Annotated in this window: 24 protein-coding genes; 13 read left to right on the top strand and 11 right to left on the bottom strand. The window is 67.9% G+C overall.

Annotated elements, in window-relative coordinates; translation table 11 throughout:
• Positions 1 to 47: 47 nt before the first annotated feature.
• The 3 genes from GGQ91_RS18600 to GGQ91_RS18590 form a co-directional block, all read right to left on the bottom strand.
• Positions 48 to 308 carry a GlsB/YeaQ/YmgE family stress response membrane protein gene (locus GGQ91_RS18600; protein ID WP_043351821.1) on the bottom strand — a complete coding sequence of 87 codons (261 nt, stop codon included), beginning with the start codon at positions 306 to 308 and terminating at the stop codon, positions 48 to 50.
• 1,260 nt (positions 309 to 1,568) lie between these two features.
• The gene (locus tag GGQ91_RS18595) at positions 1,569 to 2,321 is read right to left on the bottom strand and encodes a Crp/Fnr family transcriptional regulator (protein ID WP_343066814.1); all 753 of its coding nucleotides are present in this window, start codon (positions 2,319 to 2,321) and stop codon (positions 1,569 to 1,571) included.
• 457 nt (positions 2,322 to 2,778) lie between these two features.
• Positions 2,779 to 3,129, bottom strand: a complete 351-nt coding sequence (locus GGQ91_RS18590; RefSeq protein WP_124263046.1) for a hypothetical protein — start codon at positions 3,127 to 3,129, stop codon at positions 2,779 to 2,781.
• A 207-nt stretch (positions 3,130 to 3,336) separates the two neighbouring features.
• On the opposite strand from GGQ91_RS18590, the gene GGQ91_RS18585 reads away from it, so the two are divergent.
• Positions 3,337 to 4,827 (top strand): TolC family protein, encoded by a 1,491-nt coding sequence (locus GGQ91_RS18585; RefSeq protein ID WP_343066813.1) that lies wholly within the window; start codon positions 3,337 to 3,339, stop codon positions 4,825 to 4,827.
• Here the strand turns inward: GGQ91_RS18585 and GGQ91_RS18580 are convergent.
• From GGQ91_RS18580 to GGQ91_RS18565, 4 genes are all read right to left on the bottom strand, one after another.
• A complete protein-coding gene (locus tag GGQ91_RS18580; RefSeq protein WP_246410751.1) occupies positions 4,766 to 6,874 on the bottom strand; it encodes a peptidase domain-containing ABC transporter in 2,109 nt (702 codons plus the stop codon). The genes GGQ91_RS18585 and GGQ91_RS18580 overlap by 62 nt on opposite strands.
• A gap of 55 nt (positions 6,875 to 6,929) precedes the next feature.
• The gene (locus tag GGQ91_RS28535) at positions 6,930 to 8,195 is read right to left on the bottom strand and encodes an HlyD family secretion protein (protein WP_182592578.1); all 1,266 of its coding nucleotides are present in this window, start codon (positions 8,193 to 8,195) and stop codon (positions 6,930 to 6,932) included.
• A complete protein-coding gene (locus GGQ91_RS18570) occupies positions 8,192 to 9,109 on the bottom strand; it encodes an LpxL/LpxP family acyltransferase (RefSeq protein WP_182592577.1) in 918 nt (305 codons plus the stop codon). The genes GGQ91_RS28535 and GGQ91_RS18570 overlap by 4 nt, the downstream gene beginning before the upstream one ends.
• Before the next feature lie 118 nt (positions 9,110 to 9,227).
• The gene (locus GGQ91_RS18565; protein WP_158498431.1) at positions 9,228 to 9,371 is read right to left on the bottom strand and encodes a hypothetical protein; all 144 of its coding nucleotides are present in this window, start codon (positions 9,369 to 9,371) and stop codon (positions 9,228 to 9,230) included.
• 707 nt (positions 9,372 to 10,078) lie between these two features.
• On the opposite strand from GGQ91_RS18565, the gene nhaA reads away from it, so the two are divergent.
• The 3 genes from nhaA (at position 10,079) to GGQ91_RS18550 (ending at position 12,317) form a co-directional block, all read left to right on the top strand.
• Positions 10,079 to 11,266 carry a Na+/H+ antiporter NhaA gene (gene nhaA / locus GGQ91_RS18560; protein WP_403091397.1) on the top strand — a complete coding sequence of 396 codons (1,188 nt, stop codon included), beginning with the start codon at positions 10,079 to 10,081 and terminating at the stop codon, positions 11,264 to 11,266.
• Between the two features lie 77 nt (positions 11,267 to 11,343).
• Positions 11,344 to 11,520, top strand: a complete 177-nt coding sequence (locus GGQ91_RS18555) for a hypothetical protein (RefSeq protein WP_164706322.1) — start codon at positions 11,344 to 11,346, stop codon at positions 11,518 to 11,520.
• Positions 11,521 to 11,546: 26 nt separating this feature from the next.
• Positions 11,547 to 12,317 carry a potassium channel family protein gene (locus GGQ91_RS18550; RefSeq protein ID WP_043351828.1) on the top strand — a complete coding sequence of 257 codons (771 nt, stop codon included), beginning with the start codon at positions 11,547 to 11,549 and terminating at the stop codon, positions 12,315 to 12,317.
• Between the two features lie 36 nt (positions 12,318 to 12,353).
• On the opposite strand, the gene GGQ91_RS18545 is transcribed toward GGQ91_RS18550, so the two are convergent.
• Complete coding sequence (locus tag GGQ91_RS18545; protein WP_182592575.1) at positions 12,354 to 13,250, bottom strand: LysR substrate-binding domain-containing protein; 897 nt, start codon at positions 13,248 to 13,250, stop codon at positions 12,354 to 12,356.
• A gap of 335 nt (positions 13,251 to 13,585) precedes the next feature.
• Here GGQ91_RS18545 and GGQ91_RS18540 point away from each other — a divergent pair, with 335 nt between their 5' ends.
• From GGQ91_RS18540 to GGQ91_RS18530, 3 genes are all read left to right on the top strand, one after another.
• On the top strand, positions 13,586 to 13,867 hold the full coding sequence (locus GGQ91_RS18540) for a hypothetical protein (protein WP_043386221.1): 282 nt from the start codon (positions 13,586 to 13,588) through the stop codon (positions 13,865 to 13,867).
• A gap of 356 nt (positions 13,868 to 14,223) precedes the next feature.
• On the top strand, positions 14,224 to 15,924 hold the full coding sequence (locus GGQ91_RS18535; RefSeq protein WP_182592574.1) for an ATP-binding cassette domain-containing protein: 1,701 nt from the start codon (positions 14,224 to 14,226) through the stop codon (positions 15,922 to 15,924).
• Complete coding sequence (locus GGQ91_RS18530) at positions 15,908 to 16,930, top strand: efflux RND transporter periplasmic adaptor subunit (RefSeq protein ID WP_182592573.1); 1,023 nt, start codon at positions 15,908 to 15,910, stop codon at positions 16,928 to 16,930. Before GGQ91_RS18535 ends, GGQ91_RS18530 begins: the two co-directional genes overlap by 17 nt.
• 310 nt (positions 16,931 to 17,240) lie before the next feature.
• Here the strand turns inward: GGQ91_RS18530 and GGQ91_RS18525 are convergent, their stop codons facing one another.
• From GGQ91_RS18525 to tcuC, 3 genes are all read right to left on the bottom strand, one after another.
• Positions 17,241 to 18,326 (bottom strand): YeiH family protein, encoded by a 1,086-nt coding sequence (locus GGQ91_RS18525; protein WP_179698963.1) that lies wholly within the window; start codon positions 18,324 to 18,326, stop codon positions 17,241 to 17,243.
• An 8-nt stretch (positions 18,327 to 18,334) separates the two neighbouring features.
• Complete coding sequence (locus GGQ91_RS18520) at positions 18,335 to 18,664, bottom strand: hypothetical protein (protein ID WP_182592572.1); 330 nt, start codon at positions 18,662 to 18,664, stop codon at positions 18,335 to 18,337.
• A gap of 65 nt (positions 18,665 to 18,729) precedes the next feature.
• Positions 18,730 to 20,037, bottom strand: a complete 1,308-nt coding sequence (gene tcuC, locus GGQ91_RS18515; RefSeq protein WP_182592571.1) for an MFS transporter — start codon at positions 20,035 to 20,037, stop codon at positions 18,730 to 18,732.
• 279 nt (positions 20,038 to 20,316) lie between these two features.
• Here tcuC and GGQ91_RS18510 point away from each other — a divergent pair, with 279 nt between their 5' ends.
• Genes GGQ91_RS18510 through GGQ91_RS18485 form a run of 6 tightly spaced genes read left to right on the top strand, consistent with a single transcriptional unit; the run spans position 20,317 to position 26,134 of the window.
• The gene (locus tag GGQ91_RS18510) at positions 20,317 to 21,132 is read left to right on the top strand and encodes an IclR family transcriptional regulator (RefSeq protein WP_053610395.1); all 816 of its coding nucleotides are present in this window, start codon (positions 20,317 to 20,319) and stop codon (positions 21,130 to 21,132) included.
• A gap of 15 nt (positions 21,133 to 21,147) precedes the next feature.
• Complete coding sequence (locus GGQ91_RS18505; RefSeq protein ID WP_182592570.1) at positions 21,148 to 22,305, top strand: CoA transferase; 1,158 nt, start codon at positions 21,148 to 21,150, stop codon at positions 22,303 to 22,305.
• 10 nt (positions 22,306 to 22,315) lie between these two features.
• On the top strand, positions 22,316 to 23,032 hold the full coding sequence (locus GGQ91_RS18500; RefSeq protein WP_182592569.1) for an enoyl-CoA hydratase/isomerase family protein: 717 nt from the start codon (positions 22,316 to 22,318) through the stop codon (positions 23,030 to 23,032).
• A 25-nt stretch (positions 23,033 to 23,057) separates the two neighbouring features.
• Positions 23,058 to 23,885 carry a CoA-transferase gene (locus GGQ91_RS18495; RefSeq protein ID WP_182592568.1) on the top strand — a complete coding sequence of 276 codons (828 nt, stop codon included), beginning with the start codon at positions 23,058 to 23,060 and terminating at the stop codon, positions 23,883 to 23,885.
• Positions 23,878 to 24,633 carry a CoA-transferase subunit beta gene (locus tag GGQ91_RS18490; RefSeq protein WP_075381649.1) on the top strand — a complete coding sequence of 252 codons (756 nt, stop codon included), beginning with the start codon at positions 23,878 to 23,880 and terminating at the stop codon, positions 24,631 to 24,633. Before GGQ91_RS18495 ends, GGQ91_RS18490 begins: the two co-directional genes overlap by 8 nt.
• A gap of 37 nt (positions 24,634 to 24,670) precedes the next feature.
• On the top strand, positions 24,671 to 26,134 hold the full coding sequence (locus tag GGQ91_RS18485; RefSeq protein WP_182592567.1) for a class I adenylate-forming enzyme family protein: 1,464 nt from the start codon (positions 24,671 to 24,673) through the stop codon (positions 26,132 to 26,134).
• Positions 26,135 to 26,235 lie beyond the last annotated feature (101 nt).

Raw genomic sequence — 26,235 nt, 5'->3', positions numbered from 1 at the left:
TTTCTCCGGGATCTGTGATTTGCGAGGGAACGGGCGGCTGAAGCGGATCAGACGATCCGGCCGCGTCGCACGAGGGCGTGGTAGAGCCACAGCACGACCACGGCCCCGACGACCGCGACGAGCAGGCTGTAGAGGTTGAGGCCCGAAACGCCGGGTTGCCCGAACTGCTCGAACAGGAATCCGCCGACCACGGCACCGATGACGCCGAGCAAGATGTCGACGAGCACACCCTGGCCGGTGTTATTGACGATCTTGCTGCCGATGAAGCCGGCGATCAGGCCGAGGATGATCCAGGCAAGGAGGGACATGGGCGGCTCCGGTTCGCGGCGCGCTTCAGGGTTCCGGCACCGGAGCGGCGCCGATGGGGGCAGGCGTTCGACGCGCTGCGAGGCCGACCGCCTCGTGCAGGACGGTGAGCCTGTCTCTGCGTCGTCTTCGTCCCGGCGCACCGCGCCTCGATCGGGGCCGCGGCTCCCGGCTGGATGTCCCCGCTGATCGTGCCGACAGTCAGCTCGATCAGGTCACGGCGTGATTACGCGACAGAACTTTCTCACCTCGGTTGCCGGCTGGGCCGCCACCGAGATGCCAAAATCGAGCGGGGTACTCCTGTTCAATGACCGCGCCTGGCGAGATGTTCCGAAGTTCTATTTAAAAACTTCGGGATCCAGCTTGAGTGATCTGCGCTTGTTGTTTTAGTCTCAGAATTTTTACAAATCTATCAAATGAATGATTTTGTTCGATCCGGCGTCTCACGGCGTATAGAGCGACGACGCCGTTTCGTTTGACGCCGGTCACATCGTACCTGCGCGCGATGTGGCTGCGCACGGTGCCGGACCAGAACCCGAGCCGCGTTTTTGGGGGCGCTACGGGCTGGGTACCCTCCGGAGCTGCCGAGCTCTGGCCCTGGTCGCCCTTCGTTTCGGCGTGTCGGAGTGCTCCGGCGCCAACCCTGCGACCGAAAGGTCGAAAGCCGTGATGCACGGACGGCAGCGCCATCCTCCTACGCCAAGCCGCCATGAGGTGCATGGCCGATACGACGGGTCAGGACGCCCTTTGGTGACATCCGCGAAACGTGGATGAACCGCGCCGGCGTTCCAATTCTGCGCAAGTCTTTGACGTGGAGCCGTAAATCAGTTTTTGGAATTGGTTGTCAGACTCGCCAGATCCCGGCGAGAACGGCGTACCGATCGCTACACCGACGCAACCCAGGATCGTCAATTCGACGATCCTGCTTCTGTAGATGTAGATAAAGATCCGTATAGCGCCTCGCGATGGTGTTGCGCCCTGAGTCTGCAAACCTTATGCGTATTCCGCGTACAAATTCGCGTATCAAACGCGCTGTGCCTTCGACAGTATAGGGTGCTGGCGCGCGTATGTCGGCTCAGAGACCGAATTAAGCGATGAAAGGCCTATTTCGTTCGCCGGGTCCTTCAGCGCGACAAGATGCGTTATAACGATCACCCGAAGCCCTCTCGCGACTGCCGGCATGCCTTCGTGATCAGAGCCCGGTGTCGGCGGAGATCCGCTGGAGCGCCCAGGAGCTCGGACGTCCTCCCGGCCCGCAACCGCTACGCTCCGTGGCCGCTGCTCAGCCACGGCACCTGCCGGCGGGCGCTCCACCGCGTGTTTCTGAGGTGAAGATAATTTGGGTTGAATCCGCAATACGCCTTGAGTTGCTCAACGTCCAAGATCGTCAGGACCCGGCGCTTCAGCGTGATGAATTGAAGGCGACGCAACTCCCTCAGCGTGCGGCTCACGTGCACGTCCGACAGGCCCATCGTGTCCGCGATGTCGGTCTGTGTGAACGGGAACGCGTAACTGTTGTCGCTGACGCGCCCGACGGCTTCCAAGCGCAACAACAGCTCGCAGAACAGATGTGCGATCCGCTGATGGGCCTGCCGGCTGCCGATGTTGACCAGCCACTCGCGCAGGATCGCCTCGTCCACGAGGGCGCACCACCATAACGCGCGGGTCACCTGAGGGTAATGCGCCGTAACCTCCTCGATGGCGTTCCGGGAGATCTCGACCACTTGGCAAGGGGAGATCGTGCCGATGGCATGGTCCATCTGATCGAGGATGAAGACGTTCAGGTCACAGAAGTCGCCCGGCACCAAGTAGGCCATGATCTGGCGCTGACCGTCCGGCAAGACCTTGTAACGGCAGGCATAGCCGTCAAGGATGAGATGAATCCGCTCGGGAACATGGCCTTCCTCGATGAGGTCCGTACGTGCGGGCACTTGGCGCACGCGGGGAACGAGGGCTCTCAGCGCAGCTCGATCGCCGTCGGTGAGGTCCTCGAAGCTCTCAAGCTTGCGGATCAAGGCATCTTGCATCGGGCCACGGTGGCAAAGGACAACATAGTACCTTAGGTCCATTATCAGACACCCGCTCCTTCATAGGACGGATATTTTTCCGCGTCCGGCGGTCGATCGCGAGGCCCGCGTCACGTCGCCCGAGGCAGCTACGTCGCCGGACCATTCGGCGAGAACTGGGTCTCCGGCCTGATGAAGGGCTTTCCGGATGGTCGGCGGCACCTCGCGTCTTTTCACGTCGCGCTGTCCGTGCGGAGCCTGACGCGCTGCCTGCTGCCGGTCATCGATCCGTGTCGGGTGATCCGTCGGATGCGCTGTCCACGCCTGCGCAGGGCCTCGACGATCCAGATCAGGATCAGAAGCTCACAGGGTGACTCGCCTGCCTACGCGGCCAGAGTCCGATCGACGTGATCTCGCCGACGCGCGGCGGCGCCGCTGCCGGCAGACAGCACCGGGGTCTCTGCCCTCACCTCGTCCGGCGGCACAGGCCTCTGGCGACGAGGCGGCCGCTCCCCTCCGGCACGACGCTCAAGGAGAAGGTCGTCGCTCCGGGACGATCGACCAGAAGGTCGCGGCCGAGGAACGCATCGACCTCCCCGGCGGCGATAGCGGTGGCATGCGCCTCGATATGCGCGTTGGCCGGCCATTCGAGCTCGACCAGTACGTTCGGGGCGGCTTCCTGCCGGGGGACACGATTGGACGGGCAACCCTCCGCGCTTCGGGTGGAAGCTTCATCATGCCGGGGCATGGCACCCAAACACAGGTTGTAACCGCTTCCGGGGCCTGCGCATCGGTCCGGATTGGAAATGTCAGGCATCGGCCGCTTCGACGTCCGCTCGCTCGCCGTGTACGCTGCCGCCGAGAATCCGTGGGGGGAACCCCAGCCTGAACCTCTGCAATTTTCGCACCTTTAAGTTGTAGTTAATATTTTCTTTGCCACAACATCGGTGGCGGGCAGGCGCCGCGAACGGATCTGGCCCAGGCGACTCCGCGATGCGCAGTGGCTTCGAATGTGTCGTAAGCGATGGGGACGTGGATGCCGGCTCGGAGATCCCGAGTCGCGGCCGCTGCGATGACGATCGGACTTCTCGTCATCCCTGTGACGCGACCGGCTGTCGGTGGTGAAAAGCTCGATTCAGCCGCGGCCGCGCTCGTGGAAAGCTTTACCCTTCGAGCGGAGAATGCACGGCAGGAGGGTGCCGAAGCGCGGCTCCGGGGCGCGAAGGACGCCTTCATGCCGACCGTCGCAGTGCTGGCCGACGCGCCGCTGAGCAGCCGGATCCGCTACAGCCCCGAGATCGCTCCGACGGTCGTGGGCCTCGACGTGACGCCGCGCGCAGCGCCCTACCAACTCGGACTCGTGGCCGACTTGCCGCTTTTCGACGGGTTTCGACGACTGAACACGCTCCGTGCCGTCGATGCACAGACGGATGCCGGACGCGCCCTCGTCGCGGGGAAGCGTCAGCAGGTGCTCCTCGACGCGGCGATCGCCGTCCTATCGGTCATGCGGGACACGCAGATCCTGGAATTCAGGGATGCCCAATGCGCAGCGATCGGCCGGATCCTCGACGCCACGGAGCGCCAGCTCGCGGTCGGGGACGCGACGCGCACCGATGCCGCGCTGGCCCGATCCCGGCTCCAGGCGGCGGAGGCTGAGCGCGAGCGGGCGCGCTCGGATCTCGCGGCATCCCGGGCGACGGTGGTCCGTCTCACCGGGATGGATCCAGAGCGGGTTGCCCCGCCGCGCCTGCCCGGCACGCTGCCCCGCACGCCGGAAGCCTACGAGGCGCTCGTCCGTACCAACAATCCAGGGCTGATCGCGGCGCGTCTCGGCGTACAGTCGGATGCGGCGCGGGCCGACGCCGTGACCGCCGATCTGCTGCCGAGCGTGAATCTGCAGGTCTCGCGGATCTCTCAATTCGGCTACAGCGCAGCCCTGGATCGGATCACCGACACCACGACGCGCCTGCTCGCCCGGATCCCCCTCTACGAGCCCGGCGCATTCCCGCGCGTCGCGGAGGCTTCCGCGGCGGCGCGCCAGCGGGGCTATGAGGTCCAGGATATCGAGCGCACGACGCTCAGCACGGCGCGCGTCGACTTCCTCCGGCACAAAACCGTCGCCGAGCAGGCGGCGCGGCTTTACGCCCGGGTGGTTGCCCTGCGTCAGTCCGTCAAGGGCATGGAGATTGAGCGTGTCGCCGGCTTTCGGACGATCTTCGACGCGCTGAACCTCCGGGCCGAGCTGGGTGACGCGGAGGCCGGCGCGGCGGCCGTCGCGGCGGAGCGGGACGCCCTGTCGCTCGCGCTCGCAGCCGCCGCCGGCTTGCTCGACGTCGACCATCCGGGCGCCGTCGGCAAACGGGCGCGGGTGCTGCCGCGGGCCGCGTCTCGGGTTGCGGAATCGCCGCTGGTCCGATCCGGCGTCCCTCCGCTGCGGGGAAGCCACACGGAGCTCAAGCCGGCTCCGGAACCGGTGCTGCGTCTGTCGCGGATCGATCCAGATGACGCTCCGTGACGAGGCGCCCGTCGTGGATCCGCATCACCCGATCGACGCCGGCGAGGACCTGCCGGCTGTGGGTGACGTAGACCTTTGCGGCCTCCACACGCCGCAGACTGTCGATCAGCGACCGCTCGGTGTCCGGGTCGAGGTTGGCGGTCACCTCGTCGAGGAGCAGGAGGCGCGGCTGCCGGCACAGGGCCCGGGCGATGAGCAGACGCCGCCGCTGGCCGGTCGACAGCAGGCCGCTCTCCTCCGCGATCAGGGTGGCGAAATCTTGGGGCAAGGCTTCGACCGCCTCGCGCAGGCCGACCTGATCGAGGGCCCGCTCCATCTGCGCCCGCGTGACGGACGGGTCGAACAAGGCGAGATTATCGGCCACGGTCCCGGCGAACACGCCATCGTCGGCGAAGACGACGCCGAGATTGGCCCGGAATTCCCGCCGCCCGAATTGCTGCAGCGCGGCTCCGTCCACACTGAGACGGCCCGCCGCCGGCTCGTGGAGGCTCGCCAGGATCTTGAGCAGGGACGATTTGCCCGAGCCGGAGGCACCCACGATCGCGATGCTCTCGCCAGCCGCGACGTCGATCGTCAGGTCGACGTCGCGCAAGAGCGGGGCATCCGCCCGACCGAATTGCACGCGGACGCCTTCGAGCGCCACCGTCCGGCGCACTTTCCGGTGGATGCAGACATCGTCCGCGCCCGGCTCCGCCTCCTGGCCGACGAGATCGTCCAGACGCTGGAAGTGAACCCGCATCACCGAGAGATGCATCAGGTTGACCGTCAGCCGGTTCACCCGTTCGAAAAAGTCGCCGCGCAGGGCAAAGAAGGCGTAGAGCGAGCCGATCGTCAGGGTGTTCCCGATGACGCCGGTCACACCCATGTACAGCGTCGTCACGGTGCTCGTCGCGATGACGAGATGCATGAAGAGTTCGGCATCGATGGTCGCGTGGCGGGCGCGGAAATCCGTGTTGGCGAAGCGCGCGAAGCTTTCGAACCATCGCATCGCGAACAGGTCCGCGGCGTTATGGGCCTTCAGGGTGTCGACCCGGCGCAGACCGTCCAGGAGCCGACCCTGCTCTTCGGAGCGGGCCTCCAGGGAGGTCGCGGTGTACCGGTTCAGGGCCGGAAACGTCACGGCCCGGACCAGCAGAACGGCCGCGAGAGTCAGCAAGGTCAAGCCGGCCATGAGTGGCGCGTAGTAGTACATCAGGCCGACGAGCAGCACGGACGTGAGCGTGTCCGCGATGGCGGTGACGAGACCGCCGACCAGGAAGGTCTTGATGTGGTCGATGGAATCGACCCGCACGACGAAATCCCCGGGATGGCGCCGCTCGAAATAGCCGAGCGGCAGCCGGAAGGCGTGCCCCACGACGTTGCGCGTGAACTGCAACTGCATCAGCGTCGATGAGCGCAGCACGATGGCGTCCCGCAGCCAGCGGCCCACGGCCTCGAAGGCCATCATCGCCGCCAGCCCGATGGCGAGCACGCGCAGCAGATCGAGATCGACCTGCGGGATGACCACGTCGAGGGCGATCTCCAGCAGGATCGGCATGCCGAGGCCCAGCAGGGCGATGGCGAGCGAGACCAGGCAGATCTGCCAGACGGTGCCGCCGAGCCCCCGGGTCGCGCGGAACACCTCCATGAAGCCGAGGCGGCGCTCGGCCGTCAGGCGCGCAAAATCCATGCGCGGTTGGAATTCGAGGACCACCCCGGAGAAGAGGCGTTCCATATCGGCGCGGTCGTAGATCCGCAGCCCGAATTCAGGGTCCTGGATCCGGTAGCCGTCGCGCCCGATGCGCTCCAGGACGACGAAGTGGTTGCCATTCCAGTGCAGGATCGCCGGGAGCGCCACCCCGGACAACTCGCCGACATTCGACAGCGCGAAGCCGTTTGCATCGAATCCCAGCCCGTCGGCGACCTCGACGATGTCGGCGAGGGACATGCCGGACTGCGACAGGGGGAAAAGCGCACGCAGGTAGCTCAGGTCGATCTGGTGCCGGTGGGAATTGGCCACCATCGCCAAGCAGGCGAGGCCACATTCCTTGGCCTCGCTCTGGGCCATCCAGCGGATCCTGCGCCGCCGCGCCAGGATACGGCTCAGCCAACCCGTCATGATGTCAGCCCCTGCCGCGCATGGCCCGGATCGGATCGAGCACCCAGTCGATCAGCCGCCGCCGCTCCACGACGATGTCGGCGCTCAGGGTCGAACCGATCCGGATCGGCTCGTCGACGCCGTAGGCGCGGATGGTCCGGGATTCCGGGAGGACCTCGATCCGGTAGGTGGATTGCCGGTTCGATTCCCGCGCGTCCTGGGCAGGCGGCAGGTCGGCGGCCGGACGCAGGGGCGATTCCGAGATCGACGTGATGGTCCCGTGGCCGATGCCGAAGGTCTTGAACGGGAAGGCATCGTATTTGAGCACCACCCTCTGTCCGACCTTGGCGAGGCCGACCGCTCGCGCGGGCACGCCGAGCACGATCACCGGGTCGGCGCGGATGTCGCCGACGACGGCAAGAACCTGATCGGCCGCCACGGACGCGCCCGTCTCCACGAACAGGCCGGCAACCTGCCCATCGACCGGGGCGACGATGTCGAGTTGGGATTGCGCCGCCTGCCCGGCGATCCGAGCCACGATTCCGCTCAGCTCGTTGCGCACGGCGGCGAGCTGTCCAGTCTTCTCGGCCAAGCCGAAGCGCTGGGTGCGTTTGCGTTCGTCCGCCTGTTGCCGCAGCTCGGCGCGCCGGGCCTGCAACTCGGCCATCTGCCGTCCGTAATCGAGGAGCGTCCGGCGTTGCAGATTGAGCGCGTCTCGGGTGGCGTAACCTTGGTCGAGATAGGTCTGGACGCGCGCTACGATTGCCCCCTGCTCCCGGAGGCCCATGCGCAGGATCGTCTCGTGTTGGGCAAAGGCCGCGCTCACGGCCTCGACATTGGCGTCGATCTCCGCTGTCTCCCGGTCGGCCCGCGCGAGGAAGGTCGTCAGGCGGTCGCGTTCACGCTCCAGGACGGCCCGGCGCTCGGTCAGGCTCGTCAGATCCGCCGCGACCGTGGAGACGCCTCCCACCGTCGGCTCGCGCAGCTTCACCTGCATCAGCCGCTGGCCGCGCCGCACCGTCTCGCCCTGGCGCACGTCGATCGTAGCGACGATGCCGGGTGCGCGGGCATCCAGACGCGACATCCCGGAGACCGCCGAGACATAGCCCCGCACGGACTCGGTTCGCGCGAAACGGCCGAAGAAGAGGGCGCTGATCACCAGCACGATCATCAGGCCGAAGAACCACGCCATGGCCGAGGCGCCACGATCACGATGGAGGTGGAGGGCACCCGTTCGGCGCTGCAGAAAGCCGAGTTGCGTCCGTCCGGGCGCGGCGAGGGTGTCGCTCACGCGGCCCTCTCGATGGGCATCAGGGGATCCTCGGCCGCCAGGTACTCCTGGAGCGACGGCCAGAAGTGCCATTGTTCGGGACGTTCCCGGATCGTCGTCTCGATATGCCGGCGCATCAGGTCCGCGACGCGCCCGCGTTCGAGCGCATCGTTTGCCTGCACGGCGAAGGGATAGCGCGGTACCACAACGGCACCGCCCGCCTCGGCGCCGATCGCCAAGGGCACCACCGTCGCGCCGGTCAGGTGCGCCAAGCTGTCGATGCCGAAGGCGAACGCGGTCGGTAGGCCGAAGATCGGCATCGGTGCCGGCTTGCCGTAGCGCGGCGGCAGATCGGCGAACACGACGATGACCGCGCCCCGTCGGGCATAGCGAATGGCGGGGAGATAGCCGGCCCGATCCGTGACGGTGAGGAAGCGCACCGGCATCCCGAACTCGGTGATGCGTTCCATCACCCGGGTCTCCAGCGGCCTGTCGTCCCGGCGTCTCAGGATCAGCACGGAGCGGCCGGGGAAGAAGGTGACCAGGATGCTGAGGAGCCCGATCACGTAGGGACCCATGTGCAGGGGCGCGAGAATGACCGGCTCACCGCTCGCCGCGATCCGCCTCAGGACCTCGGGCGACTGGGTCACCACATGGGCGAGGTCCCGCTGGATCGCGGCCCGGCTGCGGGTCAGGAGCGCGAGCCATTCCAGCTCGGCCAGCGCGTCATGGAAGGCCGCCTCGCGGTCGAGGCGCCGCGCCTCCCGCCGCGGCAGACGGAGCACGCGTTCGAACCGGTCCGCGAGGCCGGAACGCGGGCTGCGGCCGACCGCTGCGTACACGCGGAACACGGTTCGCAAAGCCAGGCGGCGCAGGGGGAGCGGCAGTCCGGCGATGAGCGCCGCCTTCCTGGAGACACCCGAGATCGGCTCCATTGCCCGACGCCCCTGGAAGTCGCTGACTGACCGGCGCGGGAGCCGCCGCGGAACGATCGATGTTAGGCTGCCTGTGTGCCGGCGCGCGGGACGGAGCCCCGCGCGCCGGTCGCTTGGATCAGCGAGACTTGCCGGAGGACGATCCGAGCCCAAGTCCAACGCCGACGCTGAGGCCGCCGAGATTCAAGCCGACAGCAAGGCCCTGCTGGGAGCCATGACCGCCGGACACAGTCTTCAAGGTCTTCAGGTCGAGTTTCTTCATGATTCTCAGGCCTCGTTAACCAGCGACGCCGTCGTCGCCTCCGACTCACTTATAGTTGTGGTGGCTCGGAGTCGATACCACTCAGTAGTTGCATCGGATCGCTTGCGTAAGTGTTAAGGCCTGCGCTGTTCGGCGTAAGGTCCGCCTCCTCCGTGGAACCGGCTGTGGCCCGGGATCGTCGATCCGTGCCCCGCGGCCATGAATACCTGTGCGGCCCAGGACGCGGCGAAGCGCGAAGCCTCCAGAGGTGTCGGGCTCCGCATTCTGCCCGGTGCACAGACGCAGTGCAGCCACCGGACCGGTGGCGTTCAAGCCCGTCACGCCGAACGCCGACCGGCCACGGCCACCACCGTCGAGGCGGTCGCACGCGAAGGGATCGCAGCGCTGCGGCAGCTTCGAGCGGCGTGAGCACCCATCTCGACCATCCTGCGGATCCGAAGATCCACCCTGAGGCGGCCACGGGCTCCGCCTTCGCAGCCGATCGGGCCGGGTGCCCGACCAACCGGCGGCTTCCGGGGGCGCTCAGGTGCGATGAGCCAGCTCGCCATCGCGTGCTGGTGAACCGTGCTCCGCCGGCCCCTTGCGCAGCGACACGGAGGGTGGTTGCCGGCAACGCTCATCGGTGAGATATCCCGACCCGGGTGCATGATCCGAAGGTCGGATCGGCAGGCTTCAGCGTTGGTCGGGCCGCCAGCGGCGGAAGGCCTGTGCGCGTGCCGACACTCACCTATCGTCCCCGGTCGTCCCTGCGCGGCCTGCTCACGAGCGGAGCGGGTGGCGGCCTCGTGCTCATGGCGAGCGCTGCGCTGGCCTTGGTCGTCGCCAACTCGCCGCTGGCCGACGTCTATTTCGCGGGGCTCAAGACCCATCTCGGCCCACTCTCGGTCCTGCACTGGATCAACGACGGCCTGATGGCCGTGTTCTTCCTGCTCGTCGGCCTGGAGATCAAACGCGAGCTGCTGGACGGGCGGCTGCGTACGTGGCCGGACCGCATCCTGCCGGGTGTGGCCGCACTCGGCGGCATGATCCTCCCGGCGCTCGTCTACGCCGCCGTCAATTGGCGCACGCCCGAGACCCTGCGCGGTTGGGCGATCCCGGCGGCCACCGACATCGCTTTCGCCCTCGGCGTGCTGGCGCTGCTGGGCTCGCGCGTGCCGGTTTCGCTCAAGGTGTTCCTCACCGCGCTCGCCATCCTCGACGACCTCGGCGCGGTGATCGTCATCGCCGTGTTCTACACCGCCGACCTGACATTGCCGATGCTCGGCGGTGCGGCCGCGACGCTCGCCGCGCTGTACGGGCTGAACAAGGCCGGCGTCAGCCGCCTGTGGCCCTACCTTGCCCTCGGCGCGGTGCTGTGGGTGTTCACGCTCCTGTCGGGCGTGCATGCGACCGTCGCGGGCGTCCTGCTGGCCCTCACGGTGCCGCTCCGGCTGAGCGTCGGCAGGCCGGACGACCCGACCTCGCCGCTGCACATCCTCGAACATGCCGTCAGCCCGTGGTCGGCATTCCTGATCCTGCCGGTGTTCGGCTTCGCCAACGCCGGCGTGTCCTTCGCCGGGGTCAGGCCGGCGATGCTGCTCGACCCGGTGACGCTGGGCGTGGCGCTGGGCCTGTTCTTCGGCAAGCAAGTCGGCGTCTTCGGCTTCGTGCTCGCGACCGTAAAGCTCGGCTGGGCGCAGCGCCCGCGCGGTGCGAGCTGGGCTCAGGTCTATGGCGTCGCCGTGCTCTGCGGGGTCGGCTTCACGATGAGCCTGTTTATCGGCCTGCTGGCCTTTGCGACGCAGCCGGATCTGGAAGCCGAGACCAAGATCGGCGTGCTGCTCGGGTCGCTCGCCTGCATGGCCGCCGGGGCTCTGGTTCTGCGGTTTGCCCCGGCCCGTCCGTCTCACCGCTGAGCCGAAGCCGCCGCCGCGCGGCGACGGGGCGCGACAGCCTCGATCCGTCGATCTCCCGCGAAACCTGGTGGAGCACCATGCGCCGTCACCTTCCAAAGCGTCGTCCCGGCACCATCGAGGGCCGGCTGTCCGATTTCGTGCTGGCGCTCACTGGGGTCATGCTCCTCGGGGCGATGATCCTGCTGCTGCTCTCCTGGCTGGGCGGCGGTGCAGAGGGAGCCGCGGTCGGGTACGCGGGGATGCAGGATTCTTGAGCTCTGGCCCCGAAGCCCGACGACCGATGACGACACTGACCGCGACGCTGCGTGAACTGTACGAGGGGGACACGCGGCGCGCGCACCGCTTCCGCTACGTCCTGCTCGTGTTCGACGTGGCGACGATCGCCTTCGTCATCGTCACCTCGTTCCTGCCGCTGATACCCTGGATCATCGCCTGCGATGTGGCGCTGGGCGTGTTCGTCCTGCTCGACTTCGCCGCCCGCCTCGGCATCAGCCGCACCCCGCTCCGCGAATTCCGGCATCTCAGCACCTGGACGGACCTCGTGGCCGTCGCCTCGTTCCTGGCCCCGGTGCTCGTCGAGGGCGTCGGCTTCCTGCGGATCCTGCGCACGCTCCGTCTGCTGCGCACCTATCATCTGCTGGAGCGGCTGCGGCAGGACAGCGAACTGTTCCGCCGGAACGAAGATGCGATCCTGGCCGCGACCAACTTGGTGGTGTTCGTGTTCACGATGACGGGCATCGTCTACGCCACGCAGCACAACACCAATCCGGCCATCCAGACGCCCATCGACGCTCTGTACTTCACGGTCACGTCGCTGACGACCACGGGCTACGGCGACATCACACTGCCGGGACCGACGGGCCGGCTGCTCTCGGTCTTCGTGATGATTTGCGGCGTGACGCTGTTCTTCCGCCTCGCGCAGGTGGTGTTCCGGCCGTACAAGGTGCGCTTCCCCTGCGACGCCTGCGGGCTGCAACGCCACGAGCCGGACGCGGTGCACTGCAAGGCCTGCGGCAACCTCCTGAACATCCCCGATGAGGGAGCCGACTGACGCTCTTGCGGGCGTCAGGGTCCGGTTCCGAGGCCGTCACACGGCGGCGGCCTTGGACACCACGACGCGCTGCTCCAGGGCGGCGATGATCGTCGACGACAGCAGCTCGGCAGCCGGCGTGACATGTCCGGGAGCCCGGTAAAGGACGATCTCCGTATCGGGCAGTTTCGGAAGCTGAAGCCGAGCAGACACCGAGACCATGTCCGCCGGTATCATTTCCGTCGGCAGAACCGTTACGCCGAGCCCGGCTTGGACGGCGGCCTGAAGCCCGGCCAAACTTGGGCTGGTGTAGACGATGCGCCAGTCGCGTCCGGCCGCGTCGAGGGCTGACAGCGCACGCTTGCGATAGACATCGGGCGCCGGTGCGAGGATGAGGGGGATCGGGCCCTCGGTTTCCGTGACGAGGCGCGGCGACGCGACCCAGTCGAGCACCTCCCGCCAGACCTTGGTCCCGCCGCTCGGCCCCTGCGGTTCGCGCTTGAACAAGATCAGGTCGTAGCGACCCTTCGCGAAATCAGCGAGGAGGTTGACGGTGAAGTCGCACTGCACCTGAAGCGCGACCTGCGGATGGGTCCTCGCGAAACACGCCAGAACCTCCGACAGGTGCGTCGTCGCAAAATCCTCGGGCGTTCCAAGCCTGACGACGCCCGATACATCCGTCTCGCGCAGGCGCGAGAGCGCCTCGGCTCCCAGCTGCAAGATCTGCCGCGCATAGGTGAGCAGGATCTCGCCCTCGGGCGTCAGCTGCAAGTCCCGGCCGTCCCGGTCGAACAAGCGGCGTGCGAGCCCATCTTCCAGGCGCTTGATCTGCAGCGACACGGTCGATTGCGTCAGGCTCAGGCGTTGAGCGGCACGCGTGAAACTGCCGTTGTCGACGATCGCGACGAAGGTGCGCAACAAATCGAGGTCGAACGGAAGGGGCGGACCCGGCATCGTCCCGACATCAAATCTCTCCGGGCGCCCTGCAAGCACCCGGGCCGCATTCCTGTCGCCTCAATGTCAAAATCGACGCCGCTGCGTGATGAAACGCACATGACCATAAGCTTGCACGAGGTGTCGCAGGATTAAAAATTATCCCTGCCATGCCCAATCCTGTGTCCATTTATTTTCACAATGATCATCATTGGCTCCGTAGCGTTGTTCTGCGGCCCGGTCGTTTCCAGATCATTTGCGTGGATGAGGCGAGAATGTCGGTCACGCATTGGCGGGCCGGTGCGCCTCAGCCGCGAACAGGTCGATATGACCGTGATCTTGAGTGGAGACGAACCATGAAGACTTCGCTGAAGACAGCCCGTGTGGCGCTCGTGACGGCCCTCTGTGCGATCGCGCCGATCTCTGCGGCCGTCGCCGACTACCGCGTCGGATCTCAAATGCGGCCCCTGCCCCAGACGACCTGGGACGGACTGTCGACCGGCGCGATCGACATGTCGGACGCCCCGCGGTTTTCCACTGGTGGCTGCCGGAGAAGCTCGGCGCAGGAAGGCAATGCTGATCAGCAGCACTTTCCGGTGCAGCAATACGGACAGACGGCGGGCGGCTACCGCTGCTGAACGGGGCCAGCGTCCTCGGCCCGACAGCCGGCCGTGTCTCACGTGAGGGCCGGCAACGTATCGGTCCGCCACGCCATCGTGTCATGGCGGACCGCTCTCCCGATTCTCGCCTCACAGGGCGTGTCCCGGCGGTCTCCTCCGGGAGTCCTCCCGCAAATCGTCCGCCGCGTCCTCTGCGAGACCGCAGCGCGATCGCGCCCCGACCCGGAAAGGTGCCTCGCGGGTGCCGATCCGCGGCGTGATCCGGACGCCGGGAGACAGCAATTGACCAATGACTGGCGAGCAACGCACTGCATCCGATCGAAATCGTGATGCAGAACGCACAAATCGAACCTGTTCTGGAAAGTCATCGATCGATGGATGCGATCAGACACACCCCTTTGACTGTCGTGGAAGCCTGCAGGCTCATCGCGCGCCTCTTGAACCCGGAGGCGCGTTTTGTCTGGCTGGCGATCGTCTACGGAGGTGCCATCGCGCTCCTGGGTCTCGCGGCACCCGTTTCCGTCCAGCTCCTGATCAATTCCGTGGCGAACACGGGGCTGCCGGCGCCCTTGTTCGTCCTGTCGGGTCTCTTGCTCGGATTGCTGCTGGTCGTCGCCGCCCTGAGTGCGGCCCGCATCTACGTGATGGCCCTATTCGAACGGCGCGTCTTCGCCAGGATCGTCGCGGATATCACCGTGCGCGCCGTTTACGCCAGGGATCCGCAGTTCGACGATGCTCGGCGCAGCGCTCTGTTCAATCGCTTCTTCGATCTCGTGACGGTTCAGAAGGCGGTCCCGCATCTCCTGATCGGTGGATTTGCAATCCTTCTGCAATCCGGGATTGGCCTTGTTCTGACGAGCTTCTATCACCCCTTCTTTCTCGCCTTCAATCTCGTGGTCGCCTCTCTGCTGCTCGGGATCTGGCTCCTCTGGGTGGGACCGGCGCTCCGGTCGGCCGCGGCCCTGAGCCACGCGAAGCACGAGACGGCGTCCTGGCTCGAGAGCGTCGGCCGCTCGAACGGCTTCTACAAGGACGACCGTCGCCTCGACTTTGCCATGGGGCGTTCCGAGACGATGACCGCGGCCTATGTGCGGGCGCATCGCCGCCATTTCCGCCACACCTTCGCGCAGACCATCGGATTTCTCCTGATCTACGCTGTCGCCAGCGCCGGACTGCTTGCGTTGGGCGGATGGCTGATCCTGCAGGGCCAGCTGTCGCTCGGACAGCTCGTGGCCGCGGAACTCGTCCTGTCCGGGGCGTTCTATGGTCTCTCGCAACTGGGCTCCCACGTGGAAACCTTCTACGGGCTGGTCGCGTCACTCCACGAACTGGCGCAGTTTGACGGGATCGAGCAGGAGGACCGGGCGGGACGATCCAGTGCGGTCCCGGTCGATGGATCCCTGCGCCTGCGTGAGGTCGAGGCCGAAGGCTACCGGTTCGACGTTGCGATCCAGAGCGGTGAAATCCTGTCCGTGACGGCCGACGAGACTGTCGAGCGGACGATCGCGGCGCTGCTCAGGCAGGAGCTCCGTCCGCGGCGGGGATCGGTGATGATCGGCGGTGCCGATATCGCTGCGTTCGACCCGGACAGCCTACGTTCCGGGCTCCTCGTCCTGGATCGACCGACGCTCCCCGAGATGACGATCCGCGCCTACCTGTCGATGGACCCAGGCCGGAACGCCGCGACGATCCACGATAGCCTTGAGCGCGTCGGATTGTCCGAGCGCGTCCTGCACCTGCCCCAGGGGCTCGATACGCTGCTCTCGTCGTCCGGCGGGCCGCTCACGACGGTCGAGTCCATGGCTCTCAAGCTCGCCGCCGCCCTTTCGCATCCGCCGAAGCTGGTCGTCTTGTCGACGCTCTACGATCTGCTGCCCCCGGATCGGATCGCAGCGGCGTTCGCGCGGTTCCGGGAGGCGGGCACGACGGTGCTGCATGTCACGCAGCGCCCGGCCCAGCCGATCCACGATCGCCACCTCCGGCTCGGCCTGCCTGAGCAGAAGCGCACCGTCGATCACGACGGCCGCACCGATCAAGTGACGCTACGGGAGAGGTCTCATGCTGTCGCGGCCTGAACACCTGCATCACTTCCCGACTCTGACATCGATCCAGGCGCCTCGCGCAGCTGTCGCGGTCGGCTGGATGCTCGGGATCGGGACCCTTCTTGCGGTCCTGATCCTCCTGTACGTCCCCTGGGTACAGACCTCGGCCGGCACGGGCCGCGTCATGGCCCCGAATCCAGCCGACCGCGTGCAGGCAATCACCGCCCTGGTCCAGGGCCGAGTCGAGCACTGGTACGTGGAGGATGGCCAGCGGGTCCGCGCCGGAGATCCGATCGCGCGCCTCGTCGACAACGATCCGTTCCTGCTGCAGCGGCTCGCCGCCGAGCGCGAGCAGATCGAGGCCGAGATCGCGGCAGCCGAGCAGGCGCTGAAGGTTGCGGAAAGTCAGGTCAGCCAGACCCGTGAGGCCGCCGAGAAGGGCTTCGTGACGCGGCGCAACTTCGAGGCGGCACAGATCCTGGTCGCTGAGCGGCGCGCGCGCCTGGCCGAGGCCAAGGCCAAACTGAGCCGGCTCGAAGTGACCGTAAACCGCCAATCGGCGCAGCTGGTTCGCGCGCCGCGGGACGGCCGGATCCTCCACATCAACGCGGCCACCGGCGGCACCTTGGTGAACGCAGGGGACACCCTGGCCACTCTGGCGCCGCACGCACCGGCCCGTGTGGTGGAGCTGATGGTCGACGGGCGCGATGTCGCCTTGATCAGGCCCGGCCAGCCCGTGCGCCTGGCCTTCGAAGGCTGGCCAGCCATTCAGTTCAGCGGCTGGCCCTCCGTGGCTCATGGCATGTTTGACGGGCGCGTGCGTGCGGTCGATCCCTCTGCGCAACAAACTGGCCGGTTCCGCGTGCTGGTCGAGCAGGATCCCGGCAAGCCCGCATGGCCCGACGCTGAGTTCATTCCGCTGGGTGCGAAAGTGCGCGGCTTTATCCAGATGGAAACGGTGTCGATCGGCTACGAGCTTTGGCGGATCCTGAACAACTTTCCGCTGGAATTCCGTGCGCCGAATCCGGGCACGACTTAAGAGCCTGGAATTCCGCAGTCACACTGCGCGTATGGACTTGCATCGCTTGCCCAGGTGCGAAGCAGCCGCGGGCTGCATGAACGCGGCGGCTCACATGCCCCGTATCCGCCTGTCCGGGGGGCCTCATCTGACGCGGATCGGTGGCACTCGGCCAGATCCGGCCGGCCGCTACACGCCGATATCGGCCGCGCAGCCGAAGATGTCGGCGCTCTGGACGCAGATCTTACAAAGTCGTGGCGAGGACTGTGTTGCGAGCAGATCCGTCGCAAAAATCGCGCGTGAAATTCATCGCCTTCGGTTGCCGGCCGGCTCAGCCGACCCCGAGGCCGCGGATGAGCAGGACGGCGATGGCCAGGAGCACGAGGAGCGAGGCGGTAACCCCGAGCGTCACCCGGCCGCCGACCTGGGCCAGGATGCGCACATCGACGCCCAGGCCCAAGGCGGCCATCGAGACGATCGTGAGGAAGCCGGCGATCCGTGAGAGCGGCTGCAGCCAGTCCTCCGGGATGAAGCCGAGCGCGCGCAGCGTGGCGAGCGCCAGGAAGCCCAGGATGAACCAGGGCACCAGCTTGAAGAAGCCGAGCCGGCCCGGAGCACCGGCCTTTGCCCCCTCCGCGGGCATGCGCGGCGCGATCAGCGACAGGACCACCACGACGGGTCCGAGCATCAGCACCCGCACCAGCTTGACCAGCGTACCCACCTGCGTCGCGAGCGCGCCCACCGGCACGGTCGCGGCCAGCACCTGTGGGACTGCGTAGACCGTAAGCCCCGCCAGCACGCCGTACTGATGTTCACCGAATCCGGCGAGCGGTACGAACAGCGGCAAGCCGAGCACCATCAGGACGCCCAGCACTGCCGTGAACGCGATGGCGGCTGCCACGTCGCGGCTGTCGGCACCGATGACGGGCGCCACCGCGGCGATGGCCGAGTTCCCGCAGATGGCATTGCCGCAGGCGATCAGCAGCGCCATGCGCACCGGCAGGCCCAGAGCGCGGCAGATGGCGCAACTCGCCAGGATGGTGAGCGCCACTGCGCCGACGATGCCGGCCAAAAGCGCCGGGCCCGACGCAACGATGGCCCCGAGACTCACCGAGGCTCCGAGCAGGACGACGGCCACCTCCAGCACCTGCTTGGCCGAGAAGGCGATTCCGGCCTTGAAGCGCGCTCCCGGCACCCAGGCGGTGCGCAGGGCCGTCCCGAGCAGGATGGCGAGCACCAGGGCCTCGACATAGGGGTGGCCGGTCAGGTGCTCCTCGCCGGCCTGCAGCGCCTGCGCCATGACGGTCAGGATGAGGCACAGGAAAAGCCCCGGCATCAGCCGGCCCGCTGCACCGGCCCGAAGGGATCTGCCGGCTCGGACCGCGGGCACACTGTCTGGTGCGACGCGATTGGCCATCCTGGCGGTCATGGCATCACCTTCCTGTCCGGCTCTCTAATGGTTGCGCCGAGACATGCGGCGCTGGCCTTGGCCTGCCGCCCCTCGATCATCGCCTGGTCGACCACCTGCTTGAGCGGCATGCCGATCCACCCGGCGCAGCCCGTCGCGCGCGCGTCGGATCCGGCAAACGGCGTCACCCGTTGCGGCAGGCGCAGGGGCATCTGCCGGAGCGGGCGCTTGCCCGGATACGCCACCCGCGGACGCTGCCCGGTGCCGAAGGTCGGCGACGCGGAGTCGGCCGCCCCGCTGCGAAGCGGCGCGACGACCCGGCCGCCCGCGCCGAGGGCCGACGTCATCAGACGACTTCGCCTGCCCATCACGGTTCGCAGCCCTCCCGGGGGCGCACCGTTCCGATCCGCGCTCAGGCCGGCGTGACGGCCGCCGTCCCGCGTCGCGCGATGTCGGCGTTGCGATAGAGCGTCAGCGTGCCCACGATCGAGAACAGCGCCGCGCAGGCGAGCCAGAGGCCCGGCATGGCACGGTTCCCCGTTTCGTGGATCAGATAGGTGCAGACCGCCGGTGTGAATCCGCCGAAGATCGCCTGCGCAAGACTGTAGGCCAGCGAGAAGCCGGTGGCGCGCACCTCGGCCGGCATGATCTCGGTCAACGTGACGACCATTACGCCCTGATAGCCACCGTAGAGGAACGACATCCACATCAGGGCGGCCAGGAGCCGGCCGAAGGACGGGTCCGACACGAGCCACGCCATAACCGGGTAGGCCGTGAGGCCGATCAGCACCGAGAAGGTCAGCAGCACCGGCAGGCGTCCCACGCGGTCCGACACCGCCCCCATGACGGGAACCCAGATGAAATTCGCGATGCCGACGCAGACGGTGACGACGAAGCTGTCATGGGCGCTCAAGCCGAGCACCTGACGCGCATAGGTCGGTGTATACGCCGTGATCATGTAGAAGAAGACGCTCGTCAGCGTGACGAGCAGCACGGCCCTGAGAACGATGGCCCAGTTCTGGAGGAGTGACCGGTAGATCTCGCCGAGTGTCGCGCGGCGATGCTTGGCCCGGTGCGCGAAATCGGCGCTCTCCTGCATCGAGCGCCGGATCCAGAACAGGACCGGAATGATCAGGCAGCCGATCAGGAACGGGATGCGCCAGCCCCAGGCGAGCATCTGCTCCTCGGAGAGGAAACCGCGCAGGGACACGCCGATGATGGCGGCGAAGACAACGGCGACCTGCTGGCTGGCCGATTGCCAGCTCACGTAGAAGCCACGGTTGCCCGGCGTGGCGATCTCGGACAGGTAGACCGACACGCCGCCCGATTCCGCGCCAGCGGAGAACCCCTGCAGCAGGCGGCCGATCAGAACGAGAATGGGCGCGGCGATGCCGATCGAGGCGTAGGTCGGCGTGAAGGCGATCAGGGCGACGCCGATCGACATGATGGCGAGGCTCATGACCAAGCCGGCCCGTCGGCCGTGCCGGTCGATATAGGCGCCCAGCACGATGGCGCCGAGCGGGCGCATCAGGAAACCGATCCCGAAGGTGGCCAGCGACAGCATCAACGAGACGTACTCGTTGTCGTTGGGAAAGACCGCTTTCGCCACGGCAGCCGCATAGAAGCCGTAGACCATGAAATCGTACATCTCGAGGAAGTTGCCGCTGACGACGCGGAAGACATCCTTCTTGGAAGGTGGGCGTTGTGCCGAGGCGTCCATGGTTTCTCTCCCGTCAGCGGAGCGGTCACTTCCGCAGAAGTCTACCGCTGGTTCGAGAAGCGACGCAGGTTGTTCTATTATTTAGAACGCCGTCTCATGATTTATTAGGCTATGAAGGTCGTTGCCCGCCGTCAATGTCGAATCTGTTGCTTGCGCGATCATTGAACCGAATGCCTCGGCGCAACCACTTACATTCTGCAGCAATCCGGATCACGCCCTTGACGGGTCCGGATGAGAGGCGATAGCGTTTAGCAGAACGCTGTATCGGATATTAGAACGATGGACAGCACACTCCTCAAAGGTTTGACTCTCCTGGAGCACCTCGCCGGAAGCGATGCGCCCCGTGGCGTCAGCGAACTGGCGCGCGCCCTGAACCTGACGAAGAGCAATGTGCATCGCACGCTGCAGACCCTGGTGGCCGCCGGCTACGTGCACGCCAACCCGGGCGGCACCTACGCCTGCACCCTGAAGCTGTTCGAACTCGCCAGCCCGGTGGTGGCGCGGATCGACGTCCGGCAGGTCGCGGAGCCCTTCATGCGGGTCCTGGCCGAGCAGACGCAGGAGACGATCCACCTGTCGCTGCTCGACAGGGCTGACGTCATCTACCTGCACAAGATCGAGAGCCCGCAGCCGGTCCGCGCCTACTCGTCGATCGGCGGCCGCGCCCCGGCCTACTGCGTGGCCTCCGGCAAGGCGCTGCTGGCTTACCAGGAAGAGGCGCTGGCCCATCTGCCGGAGGCGCTCCCGCTTCACACGCCGCGCACGATCCCGACGCTGGACCTGCTGCGGCGGGAGCTGGAGCAGGTCCGGATCCAGGGCTTTGCGGTCAATCGCGGGGAGTGGCGCGAAGGCGTCTGCGGGCTCGCCGCCATCGTTCACGATGCCATGGGCCGTCCCGTGGCCGCGATCGGCATCTCCGGTCCGGCCGACCGCCTGAACCCGACGGCTCTGCGCCGCTTCAGCGACGTCGTTGTCGACGCGGCGCGCAGCCTGTCGCGTGCCCTCGGCTACAACCCCATCACCGTCTCATCCCATCCGGCGCCGCGCCACGCCCGAGGCCTCGCGCCCGAGCCTGCGTCGGCGACGGTTGTCTGATCGAGGAGTAGGCCCGTGCGACCGCTGTCCGGTATCCGCGTGATCGAGTTCTGCAGTGTTGCGGCCGGGCCATTCTGCGCCATGCTGCTCGCCGACATGGGGGCCGACGTCGTCAAGGTCGAGAACCCGGACGGCGGCGACACGATGCGGGCTTGGCCACCCCTCAACGAGGGCTTCAGCGAGAACTTCGCCTCGCTGAACCGCAACAAGCGCTCCGTGACGCTGGACCTCAAGGATCCGGCCGACAAGGCGCGGGCCCTTGAGCTCATTTCCTCCGCCGACGTGGTGCTGGAGAATAACCGCCCCGGCGTGATGAAGCGGCTCGGCCTCGATTACACCAGCGTCAGCGCCGGGCGCCCGAGCCTCGTCTACTGCTCGATCTCGGCTTTCGGCCAGGAGGGGCCGCGCTCGTCCGAGGCCGGGTTCGACCTGACGCTCCAGGCGATGAGCGGCGTGATGAGCGTCACGGGCGAGCCCGGTGCGCCGCCCGTGAAGTGCGGCGTGCCGATCTCGGATTTCGGCACCGGGCTCTACGCGGCCTACGCCATCGCGGCGGCGCTGCTCCAGGTGCGGGCGGGCGGCACCGGCGTGCACATCGACGCCTCGATGTTCGGGGCCTCCCTGGCGATGGCAGCCCTCCAGACCAGCGAGTATTTCGGCAGCGGCCGCGACCCGAAGCGGCTGGGCTCGGCCCACCCGCGCAACGCGCCCTATCAGGCCTTCCGCGCCAAAGACGGCTACTTCGCCATGGCGGCGGGCAACAACGCCCTCTACCGCGCCGCCTGCGCGGCGATCGGGCGGAGCGATCTCGCCGAGGACCCGCGCTTCGCCACCACCGCCCTGCGGGCGCAGAACCAGAAGGACCTCCTCGGGATCCTGGAGTGCGACTTCGCCGACCGCACCTGCGCCGACCTGCTCGCCCGGTTCCGCGCCGCGGGCGTGCCCTGCGCGCCGATCAACGGCTACGCCGACGCGCTCGCCGATCCGCAGGTCGAGCACATGGGCTGGGTCCAGCCACTCACCCTGCCGTCCGGGTCCGAGACGCGCACCTTCGTGTCGCCGCTGAAATTCTCCGGCGAGGGCTTCCCGATCTACCGGGAGCCGCCGGCGCTCGGCCAGCACAACGCCGAGCTGTTCGGCGACGGCGCTCCGGCCCGCGCCCGCACGGCTTGAGGGCAGCGTTATGGACGAACTCCTGAAGGCGCGCAGCGGCGAGACGCTGACCCTGACACTCAACCGCCCCGACAAGATGAACGCCCTGTCGGCCGCCCTGGTCGATGCGCTCCTTGACGCCGTGGGAGAGGCGGCCGGCGACGGGACCCGGCTCCTCGTGCTCAAGGGAGCGGGCCGGAACTTCAGCGCCGGGTTCGATTTCGGCGGCTACGAGGATCAGTCGGAGGGCGACCTGCTGCTCCGCTTCGTGCGGATCGAGCAGCTTCTCCAGGCGCTCGCCCACGCGCCCTTCGACACCCTGGCGCTGGCGCACGGGCGGAATTTCGGCGCCGGGGTCGATGTGGTCTGCGCCTGCGGCCGGCGGGTCGGCGATCCGGCCGCCACCTTCCGCATGCCGGGTCTGTCTTTCGGGCTGGTTCTCGGCACGCGGCGCTACGCTGATCGCGTCGGGGGCTCCAAGGCCCGGCTCGTCCTGCAGGAGGGCCGGGTGTTCGATGCCCCGGAGGCCCTGACCGACGGTTTTCTCACCGCCATCGCGGCGACCGAGTCCTGGTCCGACACCGTCGCGGCCGCGTCGGAGGCGGCGACGCGGCTGTCCCCCTGGGCCGGCGCTGCCCTCAACCGCGCTGCCGCCCGCGACACCCGCGCGGACGACCTCGCCGATCTCGTCGCCTCGGCCGCGCGCCCGGGTCTCAAGGATCGCATCCGCGCCTACCGCGCGGCCTGACACGTTTCCGATCGGAGGACGCCCCGTGAGCGCCGGACCTCAGAAGATCATCCCCCTCGCGGATCTCGCCGCCCGGGTGCCGGACGGAAGCTCCCTCGCGCTGGGCGGCAGTTTCCTGCATCGCGGCCCCTTCGCGTTCGTGCGCGAATTGATCCGTCAGGGACGTCGCGACCTCGAAGTCGTCAAGCAATCGCCGGGCTACGACATCGACATCCTGTGCCGCGCCGGCGCCCTGTCCCGGGCCAGGGCCGGCATCGTCGCCATGGAGGGCAATTTCGGCCTAGCCCCCTGGTACCGCCGCGCAATCGAATCCGGCGCCGTCCGCCTGGAGGAGCATGCCTGCGCCAGCCTGACCGCGGGCCTGCGGGCGGCGGCCTTCGGCGTGCCGTTCATGCCCTGCGGCGGCATCCACGGCTCGGACTTGGCCGCCCTGAACGGCTGGAAGACGATCGAGGACCCCTACGGCAGCGGCGAGGCGGTCTACGCCATCCCGCGGATCCAGCCGGACTTCGCGGTGATCCAGGCCAACGAGGTCAGCGAGTCGGGAGACGTGCGCGTCTTCGGGACCTCCCACTGGGACCGGATCATGAGCCGCTCGGCCAAGCGCGTGCTCGTGGTGGCTGAGCGGATCGCGCCGGACGCCTCCTTCCGCGACCAGCCCGAACTGACGCTGGTGCCCCACTTCCTCGTCGAGGCGGTGAGCATCGTGCCGAACGGGGCGTGGCCCGGTTCGCTCTGGCCGGATTACGCGATCGATTACCCGGCCGTGGAGGCCTACATGACCGACGCCCCGGGCGTGCTCGCCGACCACCTCGCCGCCGGTCCCGAAGTGCGGGAGGCCGCCCATGTCTGAGGCGGCGTCCAACGTGACCGGGGCTTGGTCGGGCTTCTCCTACATCGTCACGAACCTCGCCCGGTTCGTGCGGCCGAACGAGATCACCTTCAGCGGCGTGAACTCGGCCCTGCCGATGCTGGCCTGTCTCCTGGCCAAGCAGGCCTATCCGTTCGCGTTCACCTACATCAACGTCGCCGGTGGGGTCGATCCGAACCCGTCGGAGGTGCCGATCTCCTCCTCCGACCCCGTGCTCGCCGAGGGCTCGCGGGCGATCTTCGCCAACGAGGATTTCTACGATCTCTGCACCCGCGGCCTGATGGACCTGTGCTTCCTGGGCGCCGCCCAGGTCGATGGCCTTGGCCGCACGAACGTCTCCTGCATCGGCGACTGGCACGCCCCGCGGGTGCGGTTGCCGGGCGGCGGTGGGGGGGCCGTGATGCTGCCCACCGCCCGCCGGGCGGTCACATGGCGCACGGAGCATTCCCGGCGCACCCTGGTGGAGACCCTCGACTTCGTCACCGCGGCCGGCGGCATGCACGGCGTGGTCACGCCGATCGCCGTCTTCACGAAGCGCGAGGGCCGGCTCGCGCTGGCCTCCTGGCATCCGGAGGCGAGCCTCGACGAGGTCCGCGACCGTACCGGCTTCGCCTTCTCGGCGGAGGATGCCGGGCCGACGCCGCCGCCGACCCCGGAGGAGCGGGCGGCGCTGGCTTCCCTCGACCCGGCGGGCCGTTTCGCGGTCGATGCGGGCATCCGCCTGCGCTGAAGCGCGGGACAGACCAAGGGAAGAGGAGATCGCCGCCATGCCGGACTCGCTCAGCGCGCGGCTGCGCGCGGCCATCGCGCATCACGCCGAGGCGGGCCGCACGGCCCTCGCGGCCCCGGACCCCATCACCTACGCCGATCTCGGGGCACGCATCGACGCCGCCGCGGGGGCGGTCCGGGACTGGGGCGTCGAGAAAGGCGACCGGGTCGGGCTGATCGCACCCAAGAGCGCGGCGGCCATCGCGACCTATTTCGGGGCCCTGCAGGCCGGCGCCTGCGTCTGCTTCCTCGAGCCCGGGCTCGCGCCGGAGGTTGTGGCCGAGCAGGCGGCTCTTGTCGGCATGCGGCACCTCATCGTCGCCGAGGCTTACGCGGCGCAGGTGACCGGGCGCGCCCTGGCCGGCCTGGACGTCCGGGCGCTTGACGGTTTCAGCGGCGGGGCGGCCTTCGCGGCGGAGATCGGCCCGCGGGACGAGGCCATGCTGCTCTTCACCTCGGGGAGCACCGGCCGGCCGAAGGGCGTGCTGCTGCGCCACGAAGGGCTCATCTGCAACGCCACAGGCGTGCTCCGCCACACCGGCACGGGGCCCGAAGACCGGCTTCTCCACGTCATGCCGCTCCACCACACGAACGGCGTCAACAACCAGCTGATCGTGCCGCTCCTGGCCGGGGCCGAGATCGTGCTGATGGAGCGCTTCCAGGCCGAGGCCGCCCTCGACCATCTGCGCACCGGCGGCATCACCTACATGACCGGAGTGCCGACGATTTACGCGCGGATGCTGCCCCTGCTGCGCCAGGGCGAGCGCTTCCCGGGCCTGCGCTTCCTGCGCTGCGGCTCGGCGCCGATCACGCCGACCCTGCACCGGCAGATCGAGGACACCTTCGGCGTGCCGCTCCTCGTCTCCTACGGCCTGTCGGAGGCAACCTGCACCTCGACCATGAATCCGCCGGGCCGGCGCCGCATCGGCACGATCGGAACCGTGCTGGAGGGGCAGAATGTCGGCCTGTTCGATCCCGTTACGGGTCGCCCGGTCGAGACCGGTCGGGAGGGGGAGATCCGCATCTCCGGCCCCGCCCTGATGGCCGGCTATCTCGGCAGCACGGACCAGCCGATCGTGGATGGCTGGCTGCGCACGGGCGATCTCGGCCGCTTCGATTCCGACGGCTTCCTGTCCATCACCGGGCGCATCAAGGACGTGATCATTCGCGGCGGCGAGAACATCTCGCCCGCGCTGATCGAGCGACAGCTCGCCGCCCATCCCGCCATCCGCGATTGCTGCGTGGTCGGCGCTCCCGACGCGGATCTCGGCGAGGTGCCGGTGGCCTTCGTGGTGCTGCGGGAGGGCCAGGGCCTCGACGAGCCGGGCCTCAAGGATTTCGTGCGCGGCTCCCTCGCGCGGATCTATGTGCCGGCGCAGATCCACAAACTCGATGTGCTGCCGGTCAACGGCGTCGGGAAGACCGATCGCAAGGCGCTGCGTAGCCTGCTGGCCGTTCCTTGACCCGCGCACGCAGGTGACGATCCCCTCTCCTGGGCATCACGACGCCCCGGACGCGCGACGGCTCTCTCAGAACCCCGCGGGAGACCGCCCCCGCCGCCGGG

It is taken from the genome of Methylobacterium fujisawaense, assembly GCF_014138435.1.
Lineage (GTDB): Bacteria > Pseudomonadota > Alphaproteobacteria > Rhizobiales > Beijerinckiaceae > Methylobacterium > Methylobacterium fujisawaense.
The sequence above is the reverse complement of the archived record's forward strand: the minus strand, read 5'-3'. Positions and strand labels throughout refer to the sequence as shown.